This is a genomic window from Mycobacterium sp. NPDC003323, from assembly GCF_053589535.1.
Map to the genome: position 1 here is coordinate 66,886 of NZ_JBSFSB010000012.1, position 21,485 is coordinate 88,370.

A 21,485-nucleotide genomic window follows, 5' to 3' on the forward strand; every position below is an offset into this window, starting at 1 on the left:
ATCACCCCCGTCAGGAGCGCCATGTTCACCAATCCGTCCCGCTTGGCCGCCACGGTCGTGGCCGCGGCCACCGTCACCGCTCTGACCACCGCCGCTGCTGTCCCGACCCCACCGCCGACCCCACCTCGTCTCGTCGCCGCACACGTGGACCTGACCGCCTCGGCCGGTGTCTATCCGATCGGACCCATCCCGCAAGCATTTCGCACCCTGGGTATGGGCACCGCCCAAGACTTCCTCAACGGCATCGCCGGCCTGGCACAGGTCATTCCCGGCGAGGCCGGACAAGGCCTCAAACAGACCGTCGAGAACCTCGCCACACTGGTCGCCGCGCTGCAGAACGGCATCAACATACCGATCCTGGGCAACATCGCCATCCCCGAGATCGCCGTACCCCCAATGGGTCCCGCCGGAACCATCGACCAGATCAACACCCTCGAATGGTCTACCGTCACCCAGGGCACGCTGTCAGCATTGAAGACCGCCCTGGCCGCCGGCGACGCCGCCGCGGTCATCATCGGCCTGCTCGGCGACATCACCGGAATCGACACCGACATCATCGAAACCCTGGTCAGCGAACTGCCGCTCAACGTACCGGGAACCTGGGACGGGCCATTCTTCTCCGAGGCGGGCAAGCTCGCCATCGTGCCCGCAATCGGCCTGGGCGGCACCAACTTCGCACTCGCCGCACCCACACTTCTCAACGATCCCGCATTCGCCAAGACCGCGATCCTGGCCATCGCTCTGCGCAACCCCAGCCGCACCGGCGGCGGCATACTCTCATTGCTCAACCCACTGTCCTCGACCGTGGGGCTAAACCTCTCAAACGCCGACGGCGCAGCCTCACACAAAGACACCAACAACTGGGGCGTCCCCGTGACCGTCATGGACGGCAACGTCACCGTGTGGGACTTCGCCGCCGCTTACGACATCGTCTCCGACGCCCCGTCCACTCTGCTCAACCCACTGGCATGGCTCAACAGCGGCACCGGAATGCTCATGCCGACCTACCTGCTGCCCCCCAACGTCGACGCACTGTTCGAAGTGATCGGCGACATCACCGGCGGCACCCTGACCGCCGGAACGATCAACCACCTGCTGGAGACCATCGACGTCGGCCAGCTGCTGCACGTCGATGTCGGCCAAGACGGCAACCTGTACGTCACCTACGATTCCGGACGGCTCCCGCTGCTCGAACCCATACAGTTCATCCCCCGCACCCTGTCCTACATCCCCGGCTTCGGATTCTCCACCACCCTGTCAGACTCATTCGCCGACGTGCTCACCCAGCTGGTCGCCCAGGGCTACCACGACGTCAACATGACCGTCGACGCCGACGGCGTCGCGACCTTCACCCGCGGCTTCGACATGGCCGGCACCCAAGCGAACTTCTGGCAGAACCCGATCACCTGGCAGATGGGCCTGGAAACACCACAAACCGTATTCAACTCAGTCATCACCGGCCTGCAGAACAATCTCCTCGACCCGGACAAGGGCAAGTTCGAGATCTTCGGCAACAAGGAGATCGGAAACCTCGTCTACCGCAACGCAATCAGTGTCGCAGTCGCGCAGTACATCTCGCAGACGCTAGAGCAGGTACGTGACACGCTCAATCCGATCATCAACGACGTGCAGGGTGCGCTCACCCCGATCGCGAAGGCGCTCGACGACGCGACCACGCAGGTGAACAAGGTCATCGATGACGGCCTGGCCGGGGTCACCGACCTCGGCGTGGATCTCAACAAACCCATGCTCGATGCCAACCGGTTCGTCAACCAGGTCGGCGACGGCCTCAACAACGGTATCCGCAACATCTTCAACCTCAAGCCGATCGATTCGCCGACGGCACTGCAGTCAACCCCAGACAACGCTCAACAGCGGACGACAACCGCCACGGGGGTGCAGGTCCCGGCGATCACCGACACCTCGTTGCCGCCCGAGTCCGCCATGATCCCGGTGGACAGCGGCCCGGCGACCACTGACACCAACGAAACCGCGGAAGCTGCCGAAGCTGCCGAACAAGTCGATATACCCACCACCGACGATGCCACTACGGACGCAACCGTCCCGGCAACAACAGCGCCAGAGGACCAAGCAACCGAGAGCACCACAAAGTCAAACACCTCCCGCGACGACAACGACAAATCCGAGAACGCCACCGACATCTCATCTGACTCCACGGAGCCCACCAGAACGCAGAAACGACCCGCCAAGCACGGAGCCCGCACCACCGACGACAGCGACACCACCGCGAACCCACCAGCTGAAACTTCCAACGCACCTGCGGAATCGGCCAAAACCACAATCAAAGCCGGCACCCCCAAGACGTCAACGCGCCCAGCCCGTGACGGCCGCGACACCGCTACTGGACCACGCGCGGCGCGCAGTGACCGATCCACGGCACCCGCGGCCTGACGAGGAGGTTCAAGATTGTTCTAGGCTGGCTCGGCGAGACGTCGGCGGGCCAGCCGCCGCACTCGGGGCCGTGTCCCGGTGCTGCTGATTGCGCAGTGCAAGTTTGAGGACGGGGGAAGGGTCAAGGGGTCTGCTGCACGAGTAGGTGACATCTGAGTTGGCTTGCCCAGCGTGGGCGTAGTCGGATACGGGAGTCCGGAGTCAATGGCGCTAACGCGACGCAAGCGTCAGCTGCGCCCGCCCACTCCGCAGCTCAGGTTGTCGTTCAAGTTCAATGACGAAATCGCAGATCTAGTAAGGAGAGTCGCGCACATGAAGTTCCGGTACGAGATTCGCACGCTCGCTACATTGCCATGGCCCCATGGCTTAGGAAAGGGTGAGTTCCCGGAGCTTCGCGATGCGAATGAAGGACCTACTGAAAGCAGATTACGGCGACCCGGCGGTCGATAAGCGGGCTTTCGCGACTGACGATCGGTACCGAGAGATCGCACTTCATTATCTGAGCAAGGCTGACTGGTGTGACACCGTCGTGGAAGTAGTCACTGGTGCGACCCGACTTGCGGCTGGGGTCGACATTCTCGGACACTGGGTCGAGGAAGCCCACTGGCATGACCGCGCTAAAGCATATTGCGACGCTAACGCGGTTGCTCACGGAGATCGCTGGAACGGCGGCCCCTACGTTTCCGGGGGACTATCTGATATCGCCAGGCATTTCGGTGTCAGAGAGTTTCGTTGAGGACGGTCGTCACCGACTCACCTACCTGCGCCTCATGGAGAGGACTGGCATAGGTCCGAGCGAAGTCCTTGTGAAGGTGTTTTCGTGAGCCCAGGCAGCGTGCAGGAACAGAACGACGGGGTACGCACCGTCGACATGCGTCAATTGGCAGTGCCGCGGTCGACCACCCACCGATGCTCGAAAGCAAGCACGCCTGCGGCGGTCTCGAAGTCCGAGTCGTAGTGAATCACCATGACGTCGTGGTCGGCAGCGATCGAGGCGATCAGCAGATCCGCCATGCCGACCGCGCGATGCTGGCCTGCCTGAGCCAGCTTCCGCTGAGCGCTCAGCGCGCGTTGCCAGTCTTCATCACCCGTTGGCAGATACTCGTATGCCAGCCGCCGATCCGCCCACACCTGTTCATATTCAGCCGGGCTCCGGGCGCTGTATAGAGCCTCTGCATCAAGTTGTGCTGTCGTGGCCACGAGGCCAGCCTCAATCAGTGGAGCCAGCCGGGCACCTACCGCGGCTGACCGCATTCTCGCAGCGGCACTCGTGTCGATGAGATATCGCGCGGTTAACGCCATATGTTCTCCCGTGCCTCACGGGTCGCCAGGTCCTGTAATGCGCCCGACTGCAGCCAGGCGACCTGGCGGGCACGAGCCGATGTGGCCGCCGCCTGCTGCAACGCCATCCGAACGGTGTCGGATACGCCGGAAGTCCTCAGTTCCCGTTGCGCGGCCGCCAGTAGATCGTCATCCAAATCGATCAAGCGCTTGGTCATGCATCCACACCGACCCTCCTAGATATATACATACGACCCGTCCAGTATATAGCTATGGGTGCAGCAATGAACCGGACCAACGCGCAACCGCCCCTACCAGCGCGAACGCGAAACCCCTGCTCCCTCCGTCATCTCTGTCGAGAACCCAGGCAAACCTTTAGACTGAGGACGCAAAGGAGAAACCGTAGGGGGAGCAATGGCTATTCGAGGAGAGACCGCAGCCGGCGCACAGGCCGGCGCCAGCGTCGGCATGCACTTATCCTCGGACTTCCCAGAAGTCCCGACCGGCGCCGACACCAAGAGCGCCGCGATCGCCGCCGAACTGCAAACGTTCGTGACCGCCATCAGCACCGACATCACCACCTACAACACCAGCCTTGACCAGGCCCGCGAAGGCATGGTCGCCGCTCCGCGCCGAGTCGACGCCGCCGACCGCGAAGGCGCCGCCGTCATCCAATCCAGCGGAGGGACGTACACCATATGACGACTTTCGCCACCCAGTCCCCGGCGACCGGGCCCTGGAAGACCGCCGACGAAGTAGCCCGCGAAACCGGGCTCCGGCCCGACCTCGTCATGCGCTTCATCCCCCACACCGAAACCCCCAACGGCCCCCGCTACAACCCCCACCACATCGCACTGGCCGGCACCGTCAAGCAGATGACCGACGCCGGCGCACCAGCCGACGCGATCGACTCTGCAGTCCGCGAACTCCTCCATCGCCCAGACCTCGCCGCCGGTGCTCAGCTCGCCCGGTCCCCGAAGGGTCGAACCGGTCAGTTGCTGGCAGTCGGCGGTGTCAGCGCTGCCATCGCCCTCCTCATCGGCGGCGTGGTCGGCGGATTCATCGGATCGAGCAACGGCAGCGCCACCACAGCCGCCCCTGCACCCGTCACTGTCACCGCGACGGCGCCATCGCAGGAGCTGCCTGGCGTCCCCGCGGCTGTCGACCCGGTCTGCGATGAATGGGGTGCCCTCAACACCGAGTTCCGCGACAAGAGAGCAGCCTGGGTTGCAACTGACGCGAACATTCCAGCCAGCCAGTGGAACGCTGAGCAACGACGGATCACTATCGCCGTCATTCCGGTTCTGCGAGATGAGGCGACCGAACTCCGTACCCTGGCCAACGAGGCCAGTGATCCAGCGTTGCGTGATCTCCTGAGTCTTAACGCTTCCTATAAAGAAGCCTTCGCTGAGCGGTTGCCCAATTACGTTCCTGCGACGGACAAGCAAGTGTGGAGTGCGGCCGTTGATTTCGGGAACGCGGTGAACAGCTACTGCAATGCGACTAGGTGATCAATGCTTGAGCGGCCGCCCAGCCCGAACGATCTGATTGGCGATAACTGGCCGTCGATCGATGAGGTGGCTTTAGCTACGCTCAGTACTGCCTTTGTGGGGGCTGGGACTGCATCGCAGACAGCAGAGCAGAAGGCGTACACCGACGGCAACGCCTACAACAGCCTCTTGCCTGAAGGCTTCGAGAAGCAGGTCGAGGTGGCCTTCAAGGTCGGCGGAATGGCCGCTGACCTGTCTGCCGCACTCGGGAAGGCCGGCGGCGAAACGGCTGTGGTCGCCCAGGCCGTCATGATGGCCAAGGTGCAGATCACCGTCACGGTCGGCGTGGCAGAAGCCCTGATCGCGGCCAAGCAAGCCGAGATCGCGGCACTGCAGGCTGCAAGTCTGCGTCCTGAGATCCGTGCGATGCGGATCCAGCAGCTGCGCAACGAGATCGAACAGATCACACACGAGGCCAAGAGCGACATTCAGGCCATGTACAACGGCATTTACACACCCACGGCACCCGCCACACCAGGCCTCACCCCGATCACACACAACGGCCCAGCGCCTGGAAACGGCGCACCGCCGGCGGGAAACGGGATGGGCGTTCAACCGCTGAGCTGGGGCGAGGAGAAGGCCGACGGTGCCGGCGCTGACGTAGGCACAGGAAGTGGTTTTGAGGAGGCCGCGCCGACTGAGCAGCTTGCAGAAGGCTGGTCGCAGGAACGGCCGGTGGACTCAAATGCACCGGAAACGCCTGTTTCAGATGCGCAGGCTTTCGCCGAGCAAACCCCAACGGGAGTCCCCACAACCTCTGTGACAGAGCCTGCTGTCAGCAGTGGCGTGCCCACGGCAGCGATGCCGCCCTCGATGGGTGCGCCGTCGGCGAGTGGTGGCGGGTCTGCAAGCAGCTTGAGTAGTGCGATGCCGAAGATGAGCGGCGGCGGTGGCCTGTCGTCTGCTGGTGGCTCGGGCTTGTCGTCTCCTGGTGGTGGTTTGTCCAGCGGTGGAAGCGGGTTGTCCGGCCTGTCTGGTGGGGGTGCTCCGTCGGCGCCCGCTGCCCCGACGCCTACCCAGCAGTTCTTGAGCGGTGTGGGGCAAGGGTTTTCGTCAGCGTCGCCGTCCACGGTCGCGTCGGGTGCGTCCGCGGCGGGTGCGCAGCCGTTCAAGCCGGCGCCGGGTTCGACGATTCCGGCCGGTCCGCCGCCGGCAGCGTCTTCAGCTATGTCGGCGCCGACATCGTCTTCGGCGGGGCCCGTTGCGGCCCCGGCGGCTCCTGCGGCCAGTGCCGCGCCGATGGGGGGTGTGCCGGCGGCGGCTGGTCCGATGCCGATGACTGCCCCGCCTCCCGCGGGAACGCCCAGCGTCGCGCCCCCTCCTGCTGCGCCGGCGCCGGCCGCTCCGGTCGCGCCGGCCCCTGCCGCGCCCGCGCCTGCGCAGCCACCCCCAGTGATGGGTTTGGGCGGTCAGAACGTGGCAGCCAAGCTGGCCAAGATGGGCACGACAGCGGTCGGGGAGGGGCTGCGGACCAGTGACGAATTCAACGCCGCCGTCGTGCTCGTCGCGGCCTTGAACGATCCTGCCGTCGGTGTGGTGTGCGAGTGGGCGTGCGCAGTGTTCCAGCAGCCCGGAGAGACAGCCGCCCGATTCGTAGTGGCATCGCGTGAAGGCTTGTCGTGGATCCCGCCCGGTGTGTACATGCCTGACGGGGTGACGGTGGCCTCGCTGGACGAATCGGTGCCCTACGCGACTCGGCAGCTGTGGCGAGGCATGAAGCCGCCGGCGCGAGTGCTGGCGGCGTACGCGAAGGCGATCGAGGAGCAGCCGCGCATCGTTGTAGCCCGGAAGTGGTTGGGACTGCAGGGTTTGTTCGGTCGCGGGACGGTGTTGGCTGCCGATGATGAGACCGTCGTCAGCCCGAACCCGGTCCTCAACCCGGATGGACGGCACCGTTTGGAGTTGGCGTCCCCGGACAGGTGGTGGGCGCAGGTCCAGGCCATCCCCGACGCCGATATCGCGACACGGATCCGCGACCTTGCCGGCCACGTCGCCCAGGCGCACGACGCGGCGTTCGGTGTCCACGACGCCGACAGCCAGAACTTCGGCGGCAGAGCATTGCGGGTAGCTGCCGTCGAACAGATCGGCCGCCCAGGTGGGGAAGCTGTGTGGCACGCCGTCGAGCAGCAGATGCACTGGACCCGAGCGCAGATCATGACGGCTCCGATCGCCGCACCTGAGCCGCTGTATGAGGGCTGGAACAATGACCTGATTGCGGCCGAGCAGATGCTGCGTGGTTGGGAAGTGCTGTGGTTGGCGCAGCGTGCGGCGACGCGGGCGACGTTGGCGGACATGACATATGCGGCTGCGGCCGCGCTGATGTAGGCGGTTTGACGAGTGTCGCAGTGGTTGGCGCGGCCCGGGGCGGTTCCGTCGTCGACGCCTGTCCCGGTGTCGGAGCATGCTCGGTGGTGGTCCTACGCGCAGGCGTGCGCGGTGGCGTTCCGGCTGGGGGAGGCGCCGCCGGAGATCGATGTGTTCGGTCCGGTGCTGGATCACGACGAGTGCGTGTACTTTTCGGCGACTGCGCAGTACGCCCGGTTGTATGGGGGCGACGGCAGCTACACCACGAATGGGTTCGTGGCGTTCGGTCGGCCCGCGGTGATGGCGGGGGCGTTGGCCGCGTCGGCGTATGTGAATCACCGGCGCAAGGTTGCCGCGAGACGGGAGGCTGTCTCGCGGTGGCGGGATCAGCAGCAGTCCATGGTGATCGGGACGAGCTCGCGGATGATGGTGAACACCGTCGAGCATGGTTGGCTGTCGTTCTACTACTCCGCGGTCAATGAGTATGCGCCTGACCTTCCGCGGTGGGCACTCACGTTGGGCTTCGGAAGCCAGTGCGTGCCAATGCAACTCGTGGGGCCGTGCGTTCCCGCCGCGGCCGTGCTGGTCAGCGTTGCGCTGGACCCCCAGCGGTGGTGGCGGGATCCGCGCCTGGGCCCGCTGCTCACCGGGTAGGGAGCCGGAAAGGCCGGCTGACAGCGGGTCTGCGCCGTTCGTTCCCGGACGAGCAGGGCGCCCAGGGGGCATCCGGGGGGAAGCGATGCGCATCGCGTCATACAACGTCGAGAATATGACTCGTTGACCGCCGAACAGCACGCCGCCTCCGATCACGCACTGATTTGGGCTGAGCTGGAGGACTGAGGTCTCTGGATGAGGGCCCGCTTCTCAGGTCGAGATGGGGTGCGGGTGTCAGTGGCGGGCGGGGTCGAGTAGCTCGGCGCGGGCGTGTACTCGGTTGAGCACGTCGTCGAACGACGGCGGATCGTCGCCGTAGAACAGAGCGGTCATCGCTGAATCATGTTCTCGCCGGAGGTCTTCGGCGAACTGGCCGGTGGGGTCGAACGCGGCAGAGGCGGCGAAACCGCCATCGGGTACGGGGTGGTCCGGGTTGTCGAGGTGTGCGGAGACTTCGAGGGCGCTGGCAACGATGTCGCGGACCATCGCGGTGTCGGCGAGCAGCTCGGTAACCAGGTCGTGCCCGAGTAGGGCCCAGATGTCGTAGAACTGCCGACCGATCCGTGGCAGCCCGTGAGTGGTGTGTCGTCGCGCCGGGTCTACGACAAAGTTGTTGACCCGCAGCAGTTTTTCGATCAGCGTGCGTCCTGGGTGAAGGACCGACACCGAGAATGGCTGTAGATCATCCCAAACGCCATCGACTGCGCTCGCCAGCTGGCGCGCCAGCAGCGACTGCACAGTCCCGTCCAGTGCCGGGTTGGGGCCGCCAGCCTGCCCGAGCTCGATGAGCACTGACGTCGGCTCGGCCAGGCCCTGTGCGGTACCGCGGTGATCGAGGGGTAACGCGAGCCGGGCGGTTTGGGTTGCGGTTCCCAGCCGCCCGCCGGACTTGCGGTCGGTGTAGTTGCCGCCCGTCGTCGACGCCGCGGTCTCCAACATGGTGAGCATCGCGCGCTTTGCGGTGCGCACGTTGGGGAATTCGCCGAGCACCAGCAAGTCGAGGTCCTCGGAGAACCGCTTGATGATGCGCAGCTTCTCCAGGCTCGTCCCGCCTTTGAACACGATCTCGTCGCGGTGGTGTGCGGCGATGGTGCGCAGCACCTCGCAGACCCAGTAGTCCTTTTCGACGGCCAGCGGTTGCACGCGGAGCTGTTCGGCCGCGGTAACGATTGTCGCGGCGAAGACATCGGGATTCTCTTCGCGCCAGAGCGTCACGTCAGGTGCTCGTCAGGCCGGCCAGTGCCCGCACCTCGGTGCGTAGATCTGCTCGGCGCACCTTGTCGGCGAGTTCGGTGCGGCCTGTGCGTTGCAGCAGGTGGCGCAGGCGTGCCCGCACTGAGGCAGGTTCGGTGTCGCTGGCCTCGGCCAGGCGCTCGGCGTCGAGGCGTCCGGCATCGATGAGTTCGGTGAGCCGTGTCATCGCGGCATCAGGGCTTGTCTCGATCACCTGATCCCAGCGGTCGAGCACTTCGAGTGTCGCCACTTCGATAGGGGTCAGGGCGGCGTCGGCGCGGCCGCGGCGAGCCGAGCGGTTCGCGAACCGCACCAGTTCGTAGTCGGCCGGGGGACGTGCGGGTATGGCGTATTCGCCGCGGCGGGGGATCTGGGTGGACAGTTGGAGCGCATTGGCGGCTGACAGTCCGGCTGGCCCGATGCCCGGCACGCCGGCCAGCTCGGCGGCCAGTAGGTCCGGCTGTGGTGGGGCCATACCCAGCGGGGTTTTGAGGCCGCGCCAGTACAGGCCTCTGCGGAGGTGGCGAAGCTCCCCTTGGTTCACCAGCTCGGCGAGCAGGTGCTGTGTGGTCGACGGCGCGGTGTCGAGGTCGGCCGGCTTCCAGAACCGGTTGAGGGAGTTCAGGATCGCCTGGCGGGCGTTCTGGGCTGCGCTGCGGTCGTAGCGGGTGGGCATCGGGTTCACCTCCTTCATGCAACATGATACGAGAAACTGCCGCGGGTTCGGTCGGCGTTGGTACCTGCCAGGGCAAACGTGTCTTCCCGTCACGCTCGACGCAGCGCGCCTAACGGGGATACAATCGCGTTAATTGACGTTAGGAGAGTGGAGTTGTGTCAACGACCGACGAGCTGGAGAAGCTGCTGCAGGAACGATTCGAGATCTCGACGACCCAGTTCGTCGACGCACTGAAATTTCTACCCATCACCCGCCCCTGGGCGGCATCCCTTGCCGAAGACACAGCCCGACTCCTCGACGAGGCGGGCTTGGTTGAAGACCCGGACGCGTTCGTGGCCGCCGGCACCGAGGTCGCCGGCGAAGTAGCGCGTCTGGCGGTCACTGCCTACACCGTCGACGAGGTCGCCTCCGGCCTGGGAATCAGCGCCTCCCGGGTGCGTCAGAAACGCCTCGCCGGCGAGCTGTGGGCCATCCCAGACGGCCAGACCTGGGTCTTCCCGATCCTGCAGTTTGAAACCGGCGATGATGGCGGCCCCACCCGGCAGGTCCGCGGCCTCGACCAGGTGCTCAAGCAGCTGCCCGCCGACCTGCATCCGGTGGCCGTGGCCGGCTTCCTGCGAACCCCGCAACCGGACCTTTTCCATGAGCGCCCCAGGACAGTGATCGAATGGCTGCGCGACGGCGGCGAAGTGGACAAGGCCGCAGCTGCCGCAGCCAACGTCGACTGGTACACCGTGTGACCGCACGCCTGCCCGGCCCCCCACCGCTTGCCGAGCTGCGCGCCATCGGGATCCGCGACAACGAGTACCGGTCCTCGCCCACCGACCAGCTGTGGTGGCGTGTCCACCGCACCAGCGGGGCACATGTGTTGGCCTGGAATGCGTTCCGCGAGAACGGGCCGCGTCTTCGGTTCGACCCGCACCCACTGCCGGTCGGGGATCACCCCGGGATCGGGGTGTGGTACGGCGCCGCCGAACCGCTTGCGGCGCTGGCCGAGTCATTCCAGGCTGACCGCACCATCGACCGGTTCCGCGGTGCGCCCTACCTGACGGCGCTGCGGTTCACACGGGAGCTGCGGCTGCTCGATCTGGCAGCCGACAGTGCCGGATCGTGGCCGACACGAGCCGGCGGCACATTCGCCCTTTCGACCGGGCCGCACTCGATCACCCAGCGTTGGGCTCGCCGGATCGCCGATGCCTTTCCCGATGTCGACGGCGTGCTCTACAACAGTCGCTTCTCGGGCCGCCACTGTGTCGCGCTATTCGTGCCTGCGGTGCCAGCGATGCCGTCGCGTCCAGTGCTGTCGCTGCCGTTGAACCATCCCGGTATGGCGGTGCGGATCGCCACGGCAGCGCGGCAGCTGGGCTACCAGCTTCTGTGAAGGCGCGTGCGGGCCGGGATGCGATGATCGTGGCGTGGAGACTGGATCCGGCGAGCGGCCCGTTGCGGCGGTGCTTGATGCGTCGCTGTTCGACAAGGGCAAGTTTCGGACACAGTCGGTGTCGCGGCTTGCCCAGGACCTCGGGAAACGAGGGTTCGAATTGTGGATCCCGCGGCAGATAGTTTTCGAGTGGGCAGCGCACGCCAAGCCGGATGTCGCCGCGCTGCGGACCACCTACAAGGCGGCCCAGGACGCCGGCCTTGTGGCGGCGCAGGAGCTGCCCTCCAGCGACGCAGCCGACCTCGCCGAATCCATAGAGCGGGTGTGCCGCGCGATCCCGAACGTGACGGTGCTGGAGATGACCGGTGACGCGGCGATCGCCGGCATCCGAGATCAGATCCTCGGGACCGGACCCGGCAGTGTGGACGCGAAAGTTCGCACGGGAGCGTCGGACTCGTCGTGGGTGCGCGACGCACTCGCGCGCGTCGAGGGCCCCGGGAGGATCGTGTTCGCGTCGAGGAACGGCAAGGACATCTGGGCCACCACGACTGCCATGGGACACGCCGAGGCCCAGGTCAAGGTGTGGAACGGTAGCCGGCAGACCTTCGACGAGTTCTTCCCGTACCCGCGGGTGCATCCTGAGCCGGCGATCGATGCCCATACCGCGCAGCGCGTCGTCGCAACCTATTTGCTCTCGCTGCAAGCTGATAGCTGGGAGGCCGACGACCGGCACGGCCCGCCCCCGGAGTGGATCGCGGTCGACGACGTGGCCGTGGGCTCCGACGAGCGGGCCAGCCGCGACGACATCGAGAACCTTCTAGAGCCTGAGGCGGTCCTCGCGCCGGGGGCGCTGCTCATCGATGTCGGTGAGGTGTCGGTGGAGGCTGATGGTGAGGACACGCTGGTGTCCTACACGGTGCGCCTGTTCGCTGATGTCCGCGTAGAAGGCCGCGTGTTCGACAACGACGGGAACACGCTGTTCGACTCGGTCACGATGTTCGACAGAGTGGTGCGCGTGCCGTTTCGGGCGGTGCTGCGCGACGAAACGGTGCTCGATATCGAACAGGTCGGTGCGGCCGAGCACAGTGCCGCTGATCGGCGTTTCCGCGACACCTACGACGCCTACCAATGGCTGCGGTTCGAAGAGCTCGACGACTGGGAGTTCATCACCGTCTCTGATCTGGACGGCGAGGACGGAGTGAAGCTGATCGGTCCTGGGCGGCAGACCGAAACAGCGACTCTTTTCGGCGATCTCGGCGGGGACTGGGAGTTGTCGTTCGAGCACACCGGCGCGACGGTCACCGCGACCTATGACGCCGACAGCAGGGTGTGGCTGGGAAGGCACGACTCGTTCGACCTCTATCCGCCTGTGGGTCTGAGTTCGCAAGTGCCTGGAGCGCGCCGTGCAGCTGTTGGTCCATACGTCGCGTTGGCTGCGGTGTGGGCACATCTGATCACCGGTGCGGCCGACGCCGACGACCAAGAGGATTGAGCCGCACCGTTATCGGATGCCCCATCGGAATGGTCCGTTCTGTTGGAACGGGACCAACGATTCGCCGTTGGGCAAGTGATGCTCGAACTCGGAGCCATCGGCGCGGAGTAGCCCAACGCTGATGTCGTCCCCGGTCTCGTGAAGTGAGGTGACGCGGCACCAGTCCGCGTCGTCGATCCCGAGCTCGAAACCCCTTTCCGGGTTGGGTACGAACTCGCCGACGGTCACTGCGCTCCACCGCTTTTTCGCCCATCCGAGTCCGGAGACGGTGGTGTCGGGCCACGGATCGTCCCCGCGTCGGAGGCGGGCCTGTCCGGCGATCTCTTCGGAGCTGAACGGGTTTGAGTAGTCGCTGAGGTGGGCGCGGACGGCCTGTTCGTAATCGGAGATCTCGTCTTTGGTCAGGCGAACACCCAATGCGATCGATAGAGCCCGCCAGAGAGGGGCGAGCGGGGGTCGGGCCCACTGGCGGCGTTCGAACTGTTCGGTGACGGCAATGCTGTACTGGGCGAACCAGTGAACAGCTTCTTCTGGGTCGCAGTCCCAGATCCATCCGAGGACTCTGCCGATCGAGTCGCCGGCTTGATGGAACCCGGATCGTCCGACGTCGGTGGCCAGCCAGTCGGCCTCGCTGTCCAATGTTGCTCGCATCATTACCAGTAGTTCGTTGTTGTCGTGGACTAGTGCGTTCGCGGGCACGACCTTCTTGTCTGCGGGAACGATATGGGCGACGACTTGGCCTTCCCGGATGACGTGGGTGACTTTTCCGTTCGCTGCGTCGTCGAGAACCGCGCTGAAATGGGTTCGTACATCGGAGGCTCGCAGCATGCGCTCAAGATCAACTTTCATGCCCGAAGACTATCAGACGTACAGGAGAACATCACCTATAACGTACGGCGCAACGTACGGTGCGGCGTATTCATGTGTGGCGAAGTATCGGGACACGGTGCCGGCGGGTCGACAGCGGAACCTGCCGCCGAAGTCCCGTCACGGGGGCGGTGATCCGCGTACACGCTGGTAGCCTGCCGGACGGAGATGATTAGCTGCACTTATCTGCAGCGCACAGAGAACGAAAGGGTCGGGAACATGAAGAACGTCGGAATGACGTTGGTCGCTCTGGCCGGTGTCGCCGTGGCTGGTGTGGCGGTGGCTCCCAGTGCGGGGGCCGAGGAGGCGGTGATTCACCACTTCGGCGCCGGCGCTGAGCTCGTCAACGGCACCGTGGTGCAGGAGTGGACCGTGGCCGACCTCAAGCCCAGCAGCGACGTGATCCCGTACCCGGTAGCCGGGACGCTGTGGGAGGCCACCGCGACGGACACCGCAGTCGAAGGATCGGTCATCCCGATCGTGTCCAACTTCAACGCCCGGGCCCGGAGTGGGCAGACCTACCGGGTGCTGTTCGGTGTAGCCACGCCGCAGGGCGTGAACCCATCCACCCTCGGCCAGGGCGAAAGCACCACAGGCACAATCTATTTCGATGTCACCGGCGACGCTCCCGACAGTGTGGTGTACAACGCGGGCGGGCCGGATCTGGCGGTGTGGGTGCAGCCGCCGCCGGCGCCGCAGCAGCCGGCGGCGCGGTCCGGGTCGGGATCGGCCGCGTCCTCGGGTTCCGGTGCGGGCGGCGCGGCGGCTGCTGAGCCGGCGGGCGCCGAGGCAGAAGAGGTGCCCGCGGGCGAGGCCGCGGAAGCGGTCACGCCGGTCACCGACGGCGCGGTCGTCCCCGTCGAGGGCGGCAGCCAGGGCACCCCGATCGAGGGTGGCAGCGAGGGCACTCCGCTGCCGGCAGGTGACGGCGCAGCAGAGGTGCCGACGGTGACCCCTGAGCCCAGCGTCGCTGGGACGCAGCCTGCCGGGCAGGGGTCAGGACCGGCGCCCGGGCCAAGTGCCGGCACGCCGTTGCCGGCCGAGGAGCCCGGAACCTCTGCCGTGGTGGCGCCCTCACCGGGCGCCTAACGCGCGGTGCCGGCGAGAGGCGTTCAGACGGCGTGGGGGACGGGCTCTTTGTTGTTCCTGGTGGCCTCAGCGGTGGCCTGGCTGGTCAGGTAACCCCAGTCCTTGCGGATCGCGAACATGTAGCTGTGCCACAGCGGAATTGCGATGAGTCGCAACCGTTCCGCTTCGGCCATAGTGGCGGCAGCCGGTGAGGCACTCGCCCGGCGCCACGCCGTGGTACGGGCGAGGTCGTCGGCGATCCAGTACAGCAGCTCGTCGACTGCGGTCGTCTCCCGAGTAACGGTGCCGTGCGGGAAGGTTCGGGTGCGGTAGCGGTACAGAGTCTCGGTAGGACCGACTGTGACGATGCTGTAGCACGGCCCGCTGTGATGATCTTCGGTGTCGGGACGCACATGCGTGGGGGTCGCGTGGTCTAGGGGCAGCGGTGCTCCGGCGACGGTGACCAACTGAGCCTTGATGTGGTCGATCTGCTGTTGCAGGGACGCTGCCGGCCGCTCGGGGTCCGTCCGGGCCTGTTCAGGTGTCGGCGCGGCATCGACGATGTGCTGGTCGGGCGCTGCGGGTGCGGGTTGCTGTGGCAGCGTGCCGGCGGTCGAGGTGGCATCCTGATCGTTGGGCTGTCCGGCGGTCGGGGCGTCGTCGATCAGGACGACGGCCACGACCGCGGTCTTGGTGGCGTCCAATGTGTCGTCGGACACCGCGGTCGGGTCCAGGACGTACGACAGGGCCATGGGGAAGTCGGTCATCCCGCGGTGCGGGCGCTGCCCGGGCGTGTGCGGGTGCACAACGACGTCGGTGATCCACAGGTAAGGGCCGTGATCATCGTGGCCGAGCAAATCAGGGTCACAGCGGTCGAGGGGGAACGCTTCATCTGGGCGGAAGTACACCGGTTCGTCGAGGGTCGCGTAGTAGGTGTCACCGGCGAACAGACGCACAGTCGACCCGGTACGGGGCAGCTGCGTGCCCAGGTCCTCCGGCCCGGACTGCATATGGGTGATTGTGAAGTGAGACATCAAGTTTCCTAGCTGCCGGTAGCGGCTGTGTAGGTGATTCGCAGGCGACCATCCAGCGCCCATCGGAGTCGTCCGGCCGCCGCGCGGTAGAACGCGGCGGGCAGCGGACGTCCCGTCGTGGATGGATCGTCGACGTCGGTGTCAACGCGGGGGACGGTTGTGGTGGGCCAACTTTGAGGGGGCAATGAGGCCAGCAGCCGGTCGACATCAGTGGCGCGCTGGCCCGGGGCGAGCTCGGCAGTGATGCGAGCAAGCTCGGCGGTGACATCGGCGTCCATCTGCTTGTCGAGCTGAGTGAGCAGAGCGACGACATCGGTACGCAGAGGCAGGACACCGTCCTCCCAGCGTCGCACTGTGCGCTGGTCGACGCCCACGGCGTCGGCGAGCCACTGGGCTGATAATCCAAGTGACTCGCGGATCGTCTTGAAGTCAGCGGGTGTCATGCTGGGCGAGTTCCTTACTCATGTCCCCCGGGGTTGTGGATGCCCGCCGCGTCGGACATAGGGGAGGTCAGCGGTGATTCAGGATGGCGTCGGCATGTGTCGCGACCCAGGCCGGTGTCAGACCCTTGTCGACCGATCCAACGGGCCGCCACGGCGCGCCGTCGATGGTGCAGTAGACCGTGTGCCCGTCGTCGCCGATGCGGATCCATCCTGTGGTGTGGCGGGGTCCGTCGGTGATAGTGAGCGTGTAGCCGCGGGAGCCGTCAGCGGCGTAGCTGGGGGCTTCGGCGGATACGGTTGCTGTCGCGGTCATGATGGTGGTCCTTCCGGTGGGGTGTGGCCTTATGCCTGCCCGCGGCTCCATCCTACGCCCTAAGTTAGGGCGTGGCCATTGGCGGGGGAGAGGGGTCTCCGGTGTCGGTCCGGTTTTCTTCGGCGGCGCGATTCGCCGGGGCGGGTGCGCCGTCGCGGACGATCTGCCGGATGCGCTCTCGCGTGTAGCCGGTCCTTTTCGCGATCTCGGCCTGGGTGCCGCGTGGGCCTTGAGCGATCATCTGGCGGATGACGGCGTGCAGGGTTTGTCGTGCGTGTTTCGTTGCCTGCTGGGCGTCGGAGAGGCGGGTTAGGGCGGCGTCGAGGTCGTCCACCTGTAAAGCATAACGCAGTTGGCCAATAGCACTTGACAATGCCAACCGGATTTGGCATTGTCGCCGTGTCGGACCACCGAGAGAGGATCTCCACGTGGAAGCACTCACGCCATGCCAGTCGAGCTGGAGCGTCCCGTTCGGGTTCGCCACCTACGAGCTAACCCAGACGGTCGACGGGCCGATCATCACAGGTGACGGCCAGATCGACCACGGACCTCGGACCTTCCACTGGGGCGTTCAGCATGTTTACGACGACGGGACGCTGCGGATCGTGGTCAGGCCCGGTGACCGCGAAACCTACAGCGCAAGCGGCTATTACATGTCCCTCGAAACACTGGCTGGCCAGCCAGGGTGGCAGTTCAGCAACGTGCACGCGGCACTGGCGGCCGCCAGAGATGAGCTCTTGCGGTGGCCCAACTACCGCCGCGCGCTGGCCGCGCAGGCCTGCACGTAAAGCAGGTTGCCCGTGAATCACCAACGGCCTTGGAAAGTGTACTTTCACCACGACGGCACAAAGACCTTCAGCGACGACGAAACGCGACCGGATAGCTACACCATCGACACCTCGCGACCTATCGACGGAACATCGGCGCACGCAACCGAAGAAGCTGCGACCATCGCGGCACGCCGAGTCTCGCGCAACGGTGGCGAAGCGCGAATAATTCTCTGCGACAAGACAACCGGCATCGAGTCCGAGATCCGGACCTACGCGCCGTATGAAGTGGCTATGGAAGACTTGATGAGGACACAATGGAGCTAGTCATCGAATTCGGGGAAGACGGCCGCGCCGGATACGGCAGCATCCACCGCAAAGGGTGCGGCGACGTCAGTGACCCCGAACTGATCGGCACCGCCAGCACCCGCGCCGAAGCGGTAACGCTCGCCGACCAGGCAACATCCTGGGCGTCCAACGACGGCGAAAAACCAGCCGACTATGGCTACAAAATTGCCTCCTGCGTGAAACTCCCCGCCAGCTAAGTGCAGAAGCGCGCGGCCCGTCCCTAGGTTCGATTCCGACGCGCCGGCGCGTATCGAGTCGAGGCGCTTGCTCGAACTTCCCGCACCGTCACGTCGCTCGACGTCGATCGGCTGCGCGCCACCAAGGCCCGGTCCCAGGCGAGCGGGAGAGCTCCTCTGGAATAGTGCACCGAACACTCCTTAGCATGAGATTTGCGCAGCTCACCAAGGGGTCACCCCGCGACGGTGACCCTGTCCGATGCGCCCAATGATGGGGGAGTGCAGCATGATTCAGCGGACGAAGCCATTCGTGAATGCGCGATCTCCTCTGTCGGGTTCAGCATTGCCGACCACTCGCGAGCTCACCGTCACAACAGATGATGGTGTCGCACTCGCAGTTCGTGACACCGGCTCCAACGCCGCAACGCACACCGTGGTTTTCCTGCATGGACTATGTCTTTCGCAGCTGACCTGGTCGCTGCACATCGACCGCCTTGTGCGTCGGTACGGCCCGGCGATCCGGATCATCAGTTACGACCACCGTGGACACGGGCGCTCGCAGCACGCGCCGATGAACACCTACAGCATCGACCGGCTGGCTGAGGACTTGGCACTGGTGCTGGAAGCGGCGCGTGTGGCTGGTCCGACGACGTTGGTCGGGCACTCCATGGGTGGGATGACCGCACTGGGTTATCTCGCTCGCCCCGCTTCCGGCAGGCCCATCGATCCTGTCGGGCTTGTACTGGCGGCTAGCGCAGCTGGAAAGCTCTGCTGCCGCGGCCTGGGCCAACTGTTGGGGACTCCCGCCACCGCGGCACTGCGTGGTGCGGCAGAGCACGTCCCTGAGCAGGCCATGAAGGCGATGCTCAGCCCTCTGTGCGTGACTCTGCGCCGATGGCGACGCAATCCGCCGGCAGCAACGTTGGCTGCGCTTGCAATGGATGCGCTCAGCACCGTCACCTTGGCCACCGCGGTCGGATTCCTGCCGGCTCTTCGCGATTACGATCAGTATCGGGTCTTGGGATCAATCCGGGCCCGCACCGTCGTGATCAGCGGAGGTGCAGACCCGCTGACACCGCCAGCACATGGGCGCGACCTGGCTGGCGGAATTCCTGGCGCTCGACACGTGCATCTTCCTCGCGCTGGCCACATGTTGCCCCAGGAGGCCCCGCATGTGCTGCACCAGGCGATCCGCCGCGCGATGAACATCGATAGCGCGACCGAGCACGACAACGCCGCGGGTGCGACCACTGCGGCCGCTCCGACGATGGCAGGTGCTGCGTCATGACCGTCGAGCGGAGCCCTCGTGGGTAGGCCGTCTGCGCGGACCGTGGCCATCCGAGACCAGATCCTCGCCGCGCTACGCACTGAGTGGCCGCTGCCGGTATCGACTCGCCGCGTCTGCGAGCTGTTGGGCGCCCGCCGCTACGACGAGACTGGCTACCGCATCTATCCGCAACTGTGCGCCCTCGATCGATTGGGAGTCGTCGAGCGGATCCGCCGTGGCGCTGAATGCCGAGATGTGTTCTGGCGCTTCTGTGGGGACCCGACGGACGCCGAGTTGAACGCGGCGGTCGACGCGATGGACCCACCAGTTATCGAACGTCCACGCCCACCGCGGACAGCGCAACCACCCGACGGAATTGAACGGATTCTGTCGACCCTGGACGGCTATATCAGGGCTCTCGGTCAGGCAGAAAGACGCTTCTCCAGCGCGGCCGCATCAGGTGATGGTGCCGCCGAAGCAGGCGCGGCCAACGATCTGGCAGCGGTGGTTCGCCAGTTCGTCGACCTGTGTGCCCATTGGCCGAGTGAAGGTGAGCCCGCTCAATGAGAACGGTGGTGCCGGTACGGCAGGTGCAGTCTCGGCACGTAGAGCGCCATGTTGCCGAGGCGATCTCGCAGCGGCTCGGCCACCATGCAGCGGATGCGGTCATCGGGTTGACGCGCGAGGCGGGCGGCTCGGTAATCCTGCATCTGAACTCTGGTGGAAACGCGTGTGTGGTCGAGGCGCGGTTGCGGGCGCTCGGATACTGCGTTGAGCCAACGGATTACGACTCGTATGGGCCAGGGCGGTACGGCGTGAAGCTGCGCGTCAGTCCCGGAGATTCGTCGTCTTCGAGGTGGTGCGTGGGCAGTCGTACTCCGCCGTCTGTAGTGCGTCTGGATTTGCCGGGCAGCTACGCCAATCCGCGCGGGATCTGTTCGTATTGCGGCCGTGAGATGCCGGTTCTTGGAGATGCGACGGTGCGGAGGCATACGGGGGAAGGCGGAACGCCAGTTCGGAGAAGGCCGGCAGCGGGTGCTATTGAATCGTAAGGCGGATCGCCGAATCAGTGTGAGTGAGAGCAAGCGTCCGGAGTGGGCAGATCGGATAGATGGCATGCATGTAGACATCCTGGGTGTCGAGGGGGCGCGCCAGCTCGCGGCGGGCCTGCTCGCGGAAGCGCTGCCCCGTCGGTGGTCTCACACAGTGGCGGTGGCGAAGACTGCTGCGGGTCTGGCGAGCCGTCTTTCACCGGGAGCTGTCGATGAGATCGTGTGCGCTGCGTGGCTGCACGACATCGGATACTCCCCGCGCCTGATTGATACGGGTTTCCATCCGCTTGATGGGGCCGCATACCTGGCGGGGTTGTCGGGAACGGGGCAGGTTGCAGCCGAGGTGGTAGCTCTGGTCGCTCATCACACCGGCGCCGTCTTCGAAGCTCGCGAACGAGGTCTGTCAGACGCGCTGGCGGGCTACCCCGAGCCTGATGAAACAAGTCTGGCGATCCTGAGCTGCGCGGATCTGTGCAATGGTCCCGACGGCGCGCCGGTGGATCCCGCTGGCCGCCTCAGCGAGGTCCTCGCCCGGTACCCGGCTGACCATCCGGTTCATCGCGCCGTTGCACAGTCAGCTCCGATGCTTGTCGCGCAGTCTGGTCGGATCCTGGAGGCAGCTCGGGAAGTGTAGTGTGGCATGGGCTTTAGGGCGAGTGTGGTGGGAAGGCCGTGGCCGGAAGCTGCTGTTAGGCGGGTGCGGGCGCGACGGTGATGTCGTCGAGTCCCGCGAGGTGCATCGTCCTGCCGTCGGACAATGTGATGGAGGCGTTCTCGCACCCCGGGTGGTCGACGACGATGTCTATGGCTGTGACGGTGGCGCCGAATTCGGGTAGGTAGTCGCCTGGTTCGATGTCGTGGACGAGTTGCTCGATCATCGTCGCCGTTCCTTGCTGCCGGTTGATGGACGTTGATGCGACTATGCGGGCGCGGCGGTGGCTTCTCAAGAGGAGCTGATCGGTGCGGTTATGTCTGCAGTAGAGGCTCGATGGTGCCGCCGGTCTCGGCGGCGTAGGCGGCTGCTTCGGGGCGTTCTGCTTCGGTGAAAACCTTGATCGCTGAGGGGTTTCTGGGGACGCGGACGAGGATCGTGAAGTCGGCGATGGTGGCGGCGGTGTGTTTGCGGGGCTGGCGGGTGAAGTGGGTTTCGCTCACGGCTGTGATTGT

26 protein-coding genes are annotated in these 21,485 nt (G+C 65.6%); 15 read left to right on the forward strand and 11 right to left on the reverse strand.

What is annotated here, in order from left to right; all coding sequences use genetic code 11:
- Positions 1-21: 21 nt before the first annotated feature.
- On the forward strand, positions 22-2,412 hold the full coding sequence (locus tag ACWDUN_RS22805) for a hypothetical protein (RefSeq protein WP_449932283.1): 2,391 nt from the start codon (positions 22-24) through the stop codon (positions 2,410-2,412).
- 876 nt (positions 2,413-3,288) lie between these two features.
- Here ACWDUN_RS22805 and ACWDUN_RS22810 read toward each other — a convergent pair.
- On the reverse strand, positions 3,289-3,714 hold the full coding sequence (locus ACWDUN_RS22810) for a PIN domain-containing protein (RefSeq protein ID WP_449932284.1): 426 nt from the start codon (positions 3,712-3,714) through the stop codon (positions 3,289-3,291).
- Entirely contained in the window at positions 3,705-3,911 is a 207-nt protein-coding gene (locus ACWDUN_RS22815; protein ID WP_449932285.1) for a DUF2191 domain-containing protein, read from the reverse strand. The genes ACWDUN_RS22810 and ACWDUN_RS22815 overlap by 10 nt, the downstream gene beginning before the upstream one ends.
- Positions 3,912-4,107: 196 nt before the next feature.
- Here ACWDUN_RS22815 and ACWDUN_RS22820 point away from each other — a divergent pair, with 196 nt between their 5' ends.
- The 4 genes from ACWDUN_RS22820 to ACWDUN_RS22835 all read left to right on the forward strand — a co-directional run bounded on the left by ACWDUN_RS22820 (position 4,108) and on the right by ACWDUN_RS22835 (position 8,201).
- Positions 4,108-4,395 carry a hypothetical protein gene (locus ACWDUN_RS22820; protein WP_449932286.1) on the forward strand — a complete coding sequence of 96 codons (288 nt, stop codon included), beginning with the start codon at positions 4,108-4,110 and terminating at the stop codon, positions 4,393-4,395.
- Positions 4,392-5,204 carry a hypothetical protein gene (locus ACWDUN_RS22825; protein ID WP_449932287.1) on the forward strand — a complete coding sequence of 271 codons (813 nt, stop codon included), beginning with the start codon at positions 4,392-4,394 and terminating at the stop codon, positions 5,202-5,204. The genes ACWDUN_RS22820 and ACWDUN_RS22825 overlap by 4 nt, the downstream gene beginning before the upstream one ends.
- A 3-nt stretch (positions 5,205-5,207) precedes the next feature.
- Positions 5,208-7,568: a hypothetical protein gene (locus ACWDUN_RS22830; protein WP_449932288.1), complete on the forward strand. Its 2,361-nt coding sequence runs from the start codon at positions 5,208-5,210 to the stop codon at positions 7,566-7,568.
- Between the two features lie 66 nt (positions 7,569-7,634).
- Positions 7,635-8,201: a hypothetical protein gene (locus ACWDUN_RS22835; RefSeq protein ID WP_449932289.1), complete on the forward strand. Its 567-nt coding sequence runs from the start codon at positions 7,635-7,637 to the stop codon at positions 8,199-8,201.
- A 234-nt stretch (positions 8,202-8,435) separates the two neighbouring features.
- Here ACWDUN_RS22835 and ACWDUN_RS22840 read toward each other — a convergent pair whose 3' ends face one another.
- Complete coding sequence (locus ACWDUN_RS22840; protein ID WP_449932290.1) at positions 8,436-9,302, reverse strand: nucleotidyl transferase AbiEii/AbiGii toxin family protein; 867 nt, start codon at positions 9,300-9,302, stop codon at positions 8,436-8,438.
- Between the two features lie 115 nt (positions 9,303-9,417).
- The gene (locus ACWDUN_RS22845) at positions 9,418-10,128 is read right to left on the reverse strand and encodes a hypothetical protein (protein ID WP_449932291.1); all 711 of its coding nucleotides are present in this window, start codon (positions 10,126-10,128) and stop codon (positions 9,418-9,420) included.
- Between the two features lie 137 nt (positions 10,129-10,265).
- On the opposite strand from ACWDUN_RS22845, the gene ACWDUN_RS22850 reads away from it, so the two are divergent.
- Genes ACWDUN_RS22850 through ACWDUN_RS22860 form a run of 3 tightly spaced genes read left to right on the forward strand, consistent with a single transcriptional unit; the run spans position 10,266 to position 12,983 of the window.
- Complete coding sequence (locus tag ACWDUN_RS22850) at positions 10,266-10,850, forward strand: helix-turn-helix domain-containing protein (protein ID WP_449932292.1); 585 nt, start codon at positions 10,266-10,268, stop codon at positions 10,848-10,850.
- Positions 10,847-11,491 carry an RES family NAD+ phosphorylase gene (locus tag ACWDUN_RS22855; RefSeq protein WP_449932293.1) on the forward strand — a complete coding sequence of 215 codons (645 nt, stop codon included), beginning with the start codon at positions 10,847-10,849 and terminating at the stop codon, positions 11,489-11,491. The genes ACWDUN_RS22850 and ACWDUN_RS22855 overlap by 4 nt, the downstream gene beginning before the upstream one ends.
- Positions 11,492-11,525: 34 nt before the next feature.
- Positions 11,526-12,983, forward strand: a complete 1,458-nt coding sequence (locus ACWDUN_RS22860; RefSeq protein WP_449932294.1) for a hypothetical protein — start codon at positions 11,526-11,528, stop codon at positions 12,981-12,983.
- Positions 12,984-12,992: 9 nt separating this feature from the next.
- On the opposite strand, the gene ACWDUN_RS22865 is transcribed toward ACWDUN_RS22860, so the two are convergent.
- Positions 12,993-13,832: a type II toxin-antitoxin system Phd/YefM family antitoxin gene (locus tag ACWDUN_RS22865; RefSeq protein ID WP_449932295.1), complete on the reverse strand. Its 840-nt coding sequence runs from the start codon at positions 13,830-13,832 to the stop codon at positions 12,993-12,995.
- A gap of 237 nt (positions 13,833-14,069) precedes the next feature.
- On the opposite strand from ACWDUN_RS22865, the gene ACWDUN_RS22870 reads away from it, so the two are divergent.
- The gene (locus ACWDUN_RS22870; protein WP_449932296.1) at positions 14,070-14,939 is read left to right on the forward strand and encodes an MPT63 family protein; all 870 of its coding nucleotides are present in this window, start codon (positions 14,070-14,072) and stop codon (positions 14,937-14,939) included.
- Between the two features lie 23 nt (positions 14,940-14,962).
- On the opposite strand, the gene ACWDUN_RS22875 is transcribed toward ACWDUN_RS22870, so the two are convergent.
- From ACWDUN_RS22875 to ACWDUN_RS22890, 4 genes are all read right to left on the reverse strand, one after another.
- Complete coding sequence (locus ACWDUN_RS22875) at positions 14,963-15,952, reverse strand: hypothetical protein (RefSeq protein WP_449932297.1); 990 nt, start codon at positions 15,950-15,952, stop codon at positions 14,963-14,965.
- 8 nt (positions 15,953-15,960) lie between these two features.
- A complete protein-coding gene (locus ACWDUN_RS22880; RefSeq protein WP_449932298.1) occupies positions 15,961-16,395 on the reverse strand; it encodes a helix-turn-helix domain-containing protein in 435 nt (144 codons plus the stop codon).
- A 67-nt stretch (positions 16,396-16,462) separates the two neighbouring features.
- Positions 16,463-16,708 carry a hypothetical protein gene (locus ACWDUN_RS22885; protein WP_449932299.1) on the reverse strand — a complete coding sequence of 82 codons (246 nt, stop codon included), beginning with the start codon at positions 16,706-16,708 and terminating at the stop codon, positions 16,463-16,465.
- A 64-nt stretch (positions 16,709-16,772) separates the two neighbouring features.
- A complete protein-coding gene (locus ACWDUN_RS22890; RefSeq protein WP_449932300.1) occupies positions 16,773-17,042 on the reverse strand; it encodes a sigma factor-like helix-turn-helix DNA-binding protein in 270 nt (89 codons plus the stop codon).
- Between the two features lie 94 nt (positions 17,043-17,136).
- Here ACWDUN_RS22890 and ACWDUN_RS22895 point away from each other — a divergent pair, with 94 nt between their 5' ends.
- From ACWDUN_RS22895 to ACWDUN_RS22920, 6 genes are all read left to right on the forward strand, one after another.
- Positions 17,137-17,496, forward strand: a complete 360-nt coding sequence (locus ACWDUN_RS22895; RefSeq protein WP_449932301.1) for a hypothetical protein — start codon at positions 17,137-17,139, stop codon at positions 17,494-17,496.
- Positions 17,497-17,508: 12 nt separating this feature from the next.
- Entirely contained in the window at positions 17,509-17,802 is a 294-nt protein-coding gene (locus ACWDUN_RS22900; RefSeq protein WP_449932302.1) for a hypothetical protein, read from the forward strand.
- The gene (locus ACWDUN_RS22905; RefSeq protein WP_449932303.1) at positions 17,793-18,020 is read left to right on the forward strand and encodes a hypothetical protein; all 228 of its coding nucleotides are present in this window, start codon (positions 17,793-17,795) and stop codon (positions 18,018-18,020) included. Before ACWDUN_RS22900 ends, ACWDUN_RS22905 begins: the two co-directional genes overlap by 10 nt.
- Positions 18,021-18,285: 265 nt before the next feature.
- Positions 18,286-19,287, forward strand: a complete 1,002-nt coding sequence (locus ACWDUN_RS22910) for an alpha/beta fold hydrolase (protein WP_449932304.1) — start codon at positions 18,286-18,288, stop codon at positions 19,285-19,287.
- Positions 19,288-19,329: 42 nt separating this feature from the next.
- Positions 19,330-19,833 carry a hypothetical protein gene (locus ACWDUN_RS22915; RefSeq protein ID WP_449932305.1) on the forward strand — a complete coding sequence of 168 codons (504 nt, stop codon included), beginning with the start codon at positions 19,330-19,332 and terminating at the stop codon, positions 19,831-19,833.
- 549 nt (positions 19,834-20,382) lie between these two features.
- Positions 20,383-20,952, forward strand: a complete 570-nt coding sequence (locus ACWDUN_RS22920) for an HD domain-containing protein (RefSeq protein WP_449932306.1) — start codon at positions 20,383-20,385, stop codon at positions 20,950-20,952.
- A 55-nt stretch (positions 20,953-21,007) separates the two neighbouring features.
- Here the strand turns inward: ACWDUN_RS22920 and ACWDUN_RS22925 are convergent, their stop codons facing one another.
- Together ACWDUN_RS22925 and ACWDUN_RS22930 are read right to left on the reverse strand one after the other, a co-directional pair.
- Positions 21,008-21,196 carry a hypothetical protein gene (locus ACWDUN_RS22925; RefSeq protein WP_268787199.1) on the reverse strand — a complete coding sequence of 63 codons (189 nt, stop codon included), beginning with the start codon at positions 21,194-21,196 and terminating at the stop codon, positions 21,008-21,010.
- An 88-nt stretch (positions 21,197-21,284) separates the two neighbouring features.
- Positions 21,285-21,473, reverse strand: coding sequence for a hypothetical protein (locus tag ACWDUN_RS22930; protein WP_449932307.1), 189 nt, complete (start codon positions 21,471-21,473; stop codon positions 21,285-21,287).
- Between the last annotated feature and the right edge of the window lie 12 nt (positions 21,474-21,485).

Bases quoted from the DNA above. Each gene is read 5' to 3' on its own strand.
- ACWDUN_RS22805 (WP_449932283.1), top strand. From the start codon at position 22: ATGTTCACCAATCCGTCCCGCTTGGCCGCCACGGTCGTGGCCGCGGCC.
- ACWDUN_RS22810 (WP_449932284.1), bottom strand. From the start codon at position 3,714: ATGGCGTTAACCGCGCGATATCTCATCGACACGAGTGCCGCTGCGAGA.
- ACWDUN_RS22815 (WP_449932285.1), bottom strand. From the start codon at position 3,911: ATGACCAAGCGCTTGATCGATTTGGATGACGATCTACTGGCGGCCGCG.
- ACWDUN_RS22820 (WP_449932286.1), top strand. From the start codon at position 4,108: ATGGCTATTCGAGGAGAGACCGCAGCCGGCGCACAGGCCGGCGCCAGC.
- ACWDUN_RS22825 (WP_449932287.1), top strand. From the start codon at position 4,392: ATGACGACTTTCGCCACCCAGTCCCCGGCGACCGGGCCCTGGAAGACC.
- ACWDUN_RS22830 (WP_449932288.1), top strand. From the start codon at position 5,208: ATGCTTGAGCGGCCGCCCAGCCCGAACGATCTGATTGGCGATAACTGG.
- ACWDUN_RS22845 (WP_449932291.1), bottom strand. From the start codon at position 10,128: ATGAAGGAGGTGAACCCGATGCCCACCCGCTACGACCGCAGCGCAGCC.
- ACWDUN_RS22865 (WP_449932295.1), bottom strand. From the start codon at position 13,832: ATGAAAGTTGATCTTGAGCGCATGCTGCGAGCCTCCGATGTACGAACC.
- ACWDUN_RS22870 (WP_449932296.1), top strand. From the start codon at position 14,070: ATGAAGAACGTCGGAATGACGTTGGTCGCTCTGGCCGGTGTCGCCGTG.
- ACWDUN_RS22875 (WP_449932297.1), bottom strand. From the start codon at position 15,952: ATGTCTCACTTCACAATCACCCATATGCAGTCCGGGCCGGAGGACCTG.
- ACWDUN_RS22880 (WP_449932298.1), bottom strand. From the start codon at position 16,395: ATGACACCCGCTGACTTCAAGACGATCCGCGAGTCACTTGGATTATCA.
- ACWDUN_RS22885 (WP_449932299.1), bottom strand. From the start codon at position 16,708: ATGACCGCGACAGCAACCGTATCCGCCGAAGCCCCCAGCTACGCCGCT.
- ACWDUN_RS22905 (WP_449932303.1), top strand. From the start codon at position 17,793: ATGGAGCTAGTCATCGAATTCGGGGAAGACGGCCGCGCCGGATACGGC.
- ACWDUN_RS22910 (WP_449932304.1), top strand. From the start codon at position 18,286: ATGATTCAGCGGACGAAGCCATTCGTGAATGCGCGATCTCCTCTGTCG.
- ACWDUN_RS22920 (WP_449932306.1), top strand. From the start codon at position 20,383: ATGCATGTAGACATCCTGGGTGTCGAGGGGGCGCGCCAGCTCGCGGCG.
- ACWDUN_RS22925 (WP_268787199.1), bottom strand. From the start codon at position 21,196: ATGATCGAGCAACTCGTCCACGACATCGAACCAGGCGACTACCTACCC.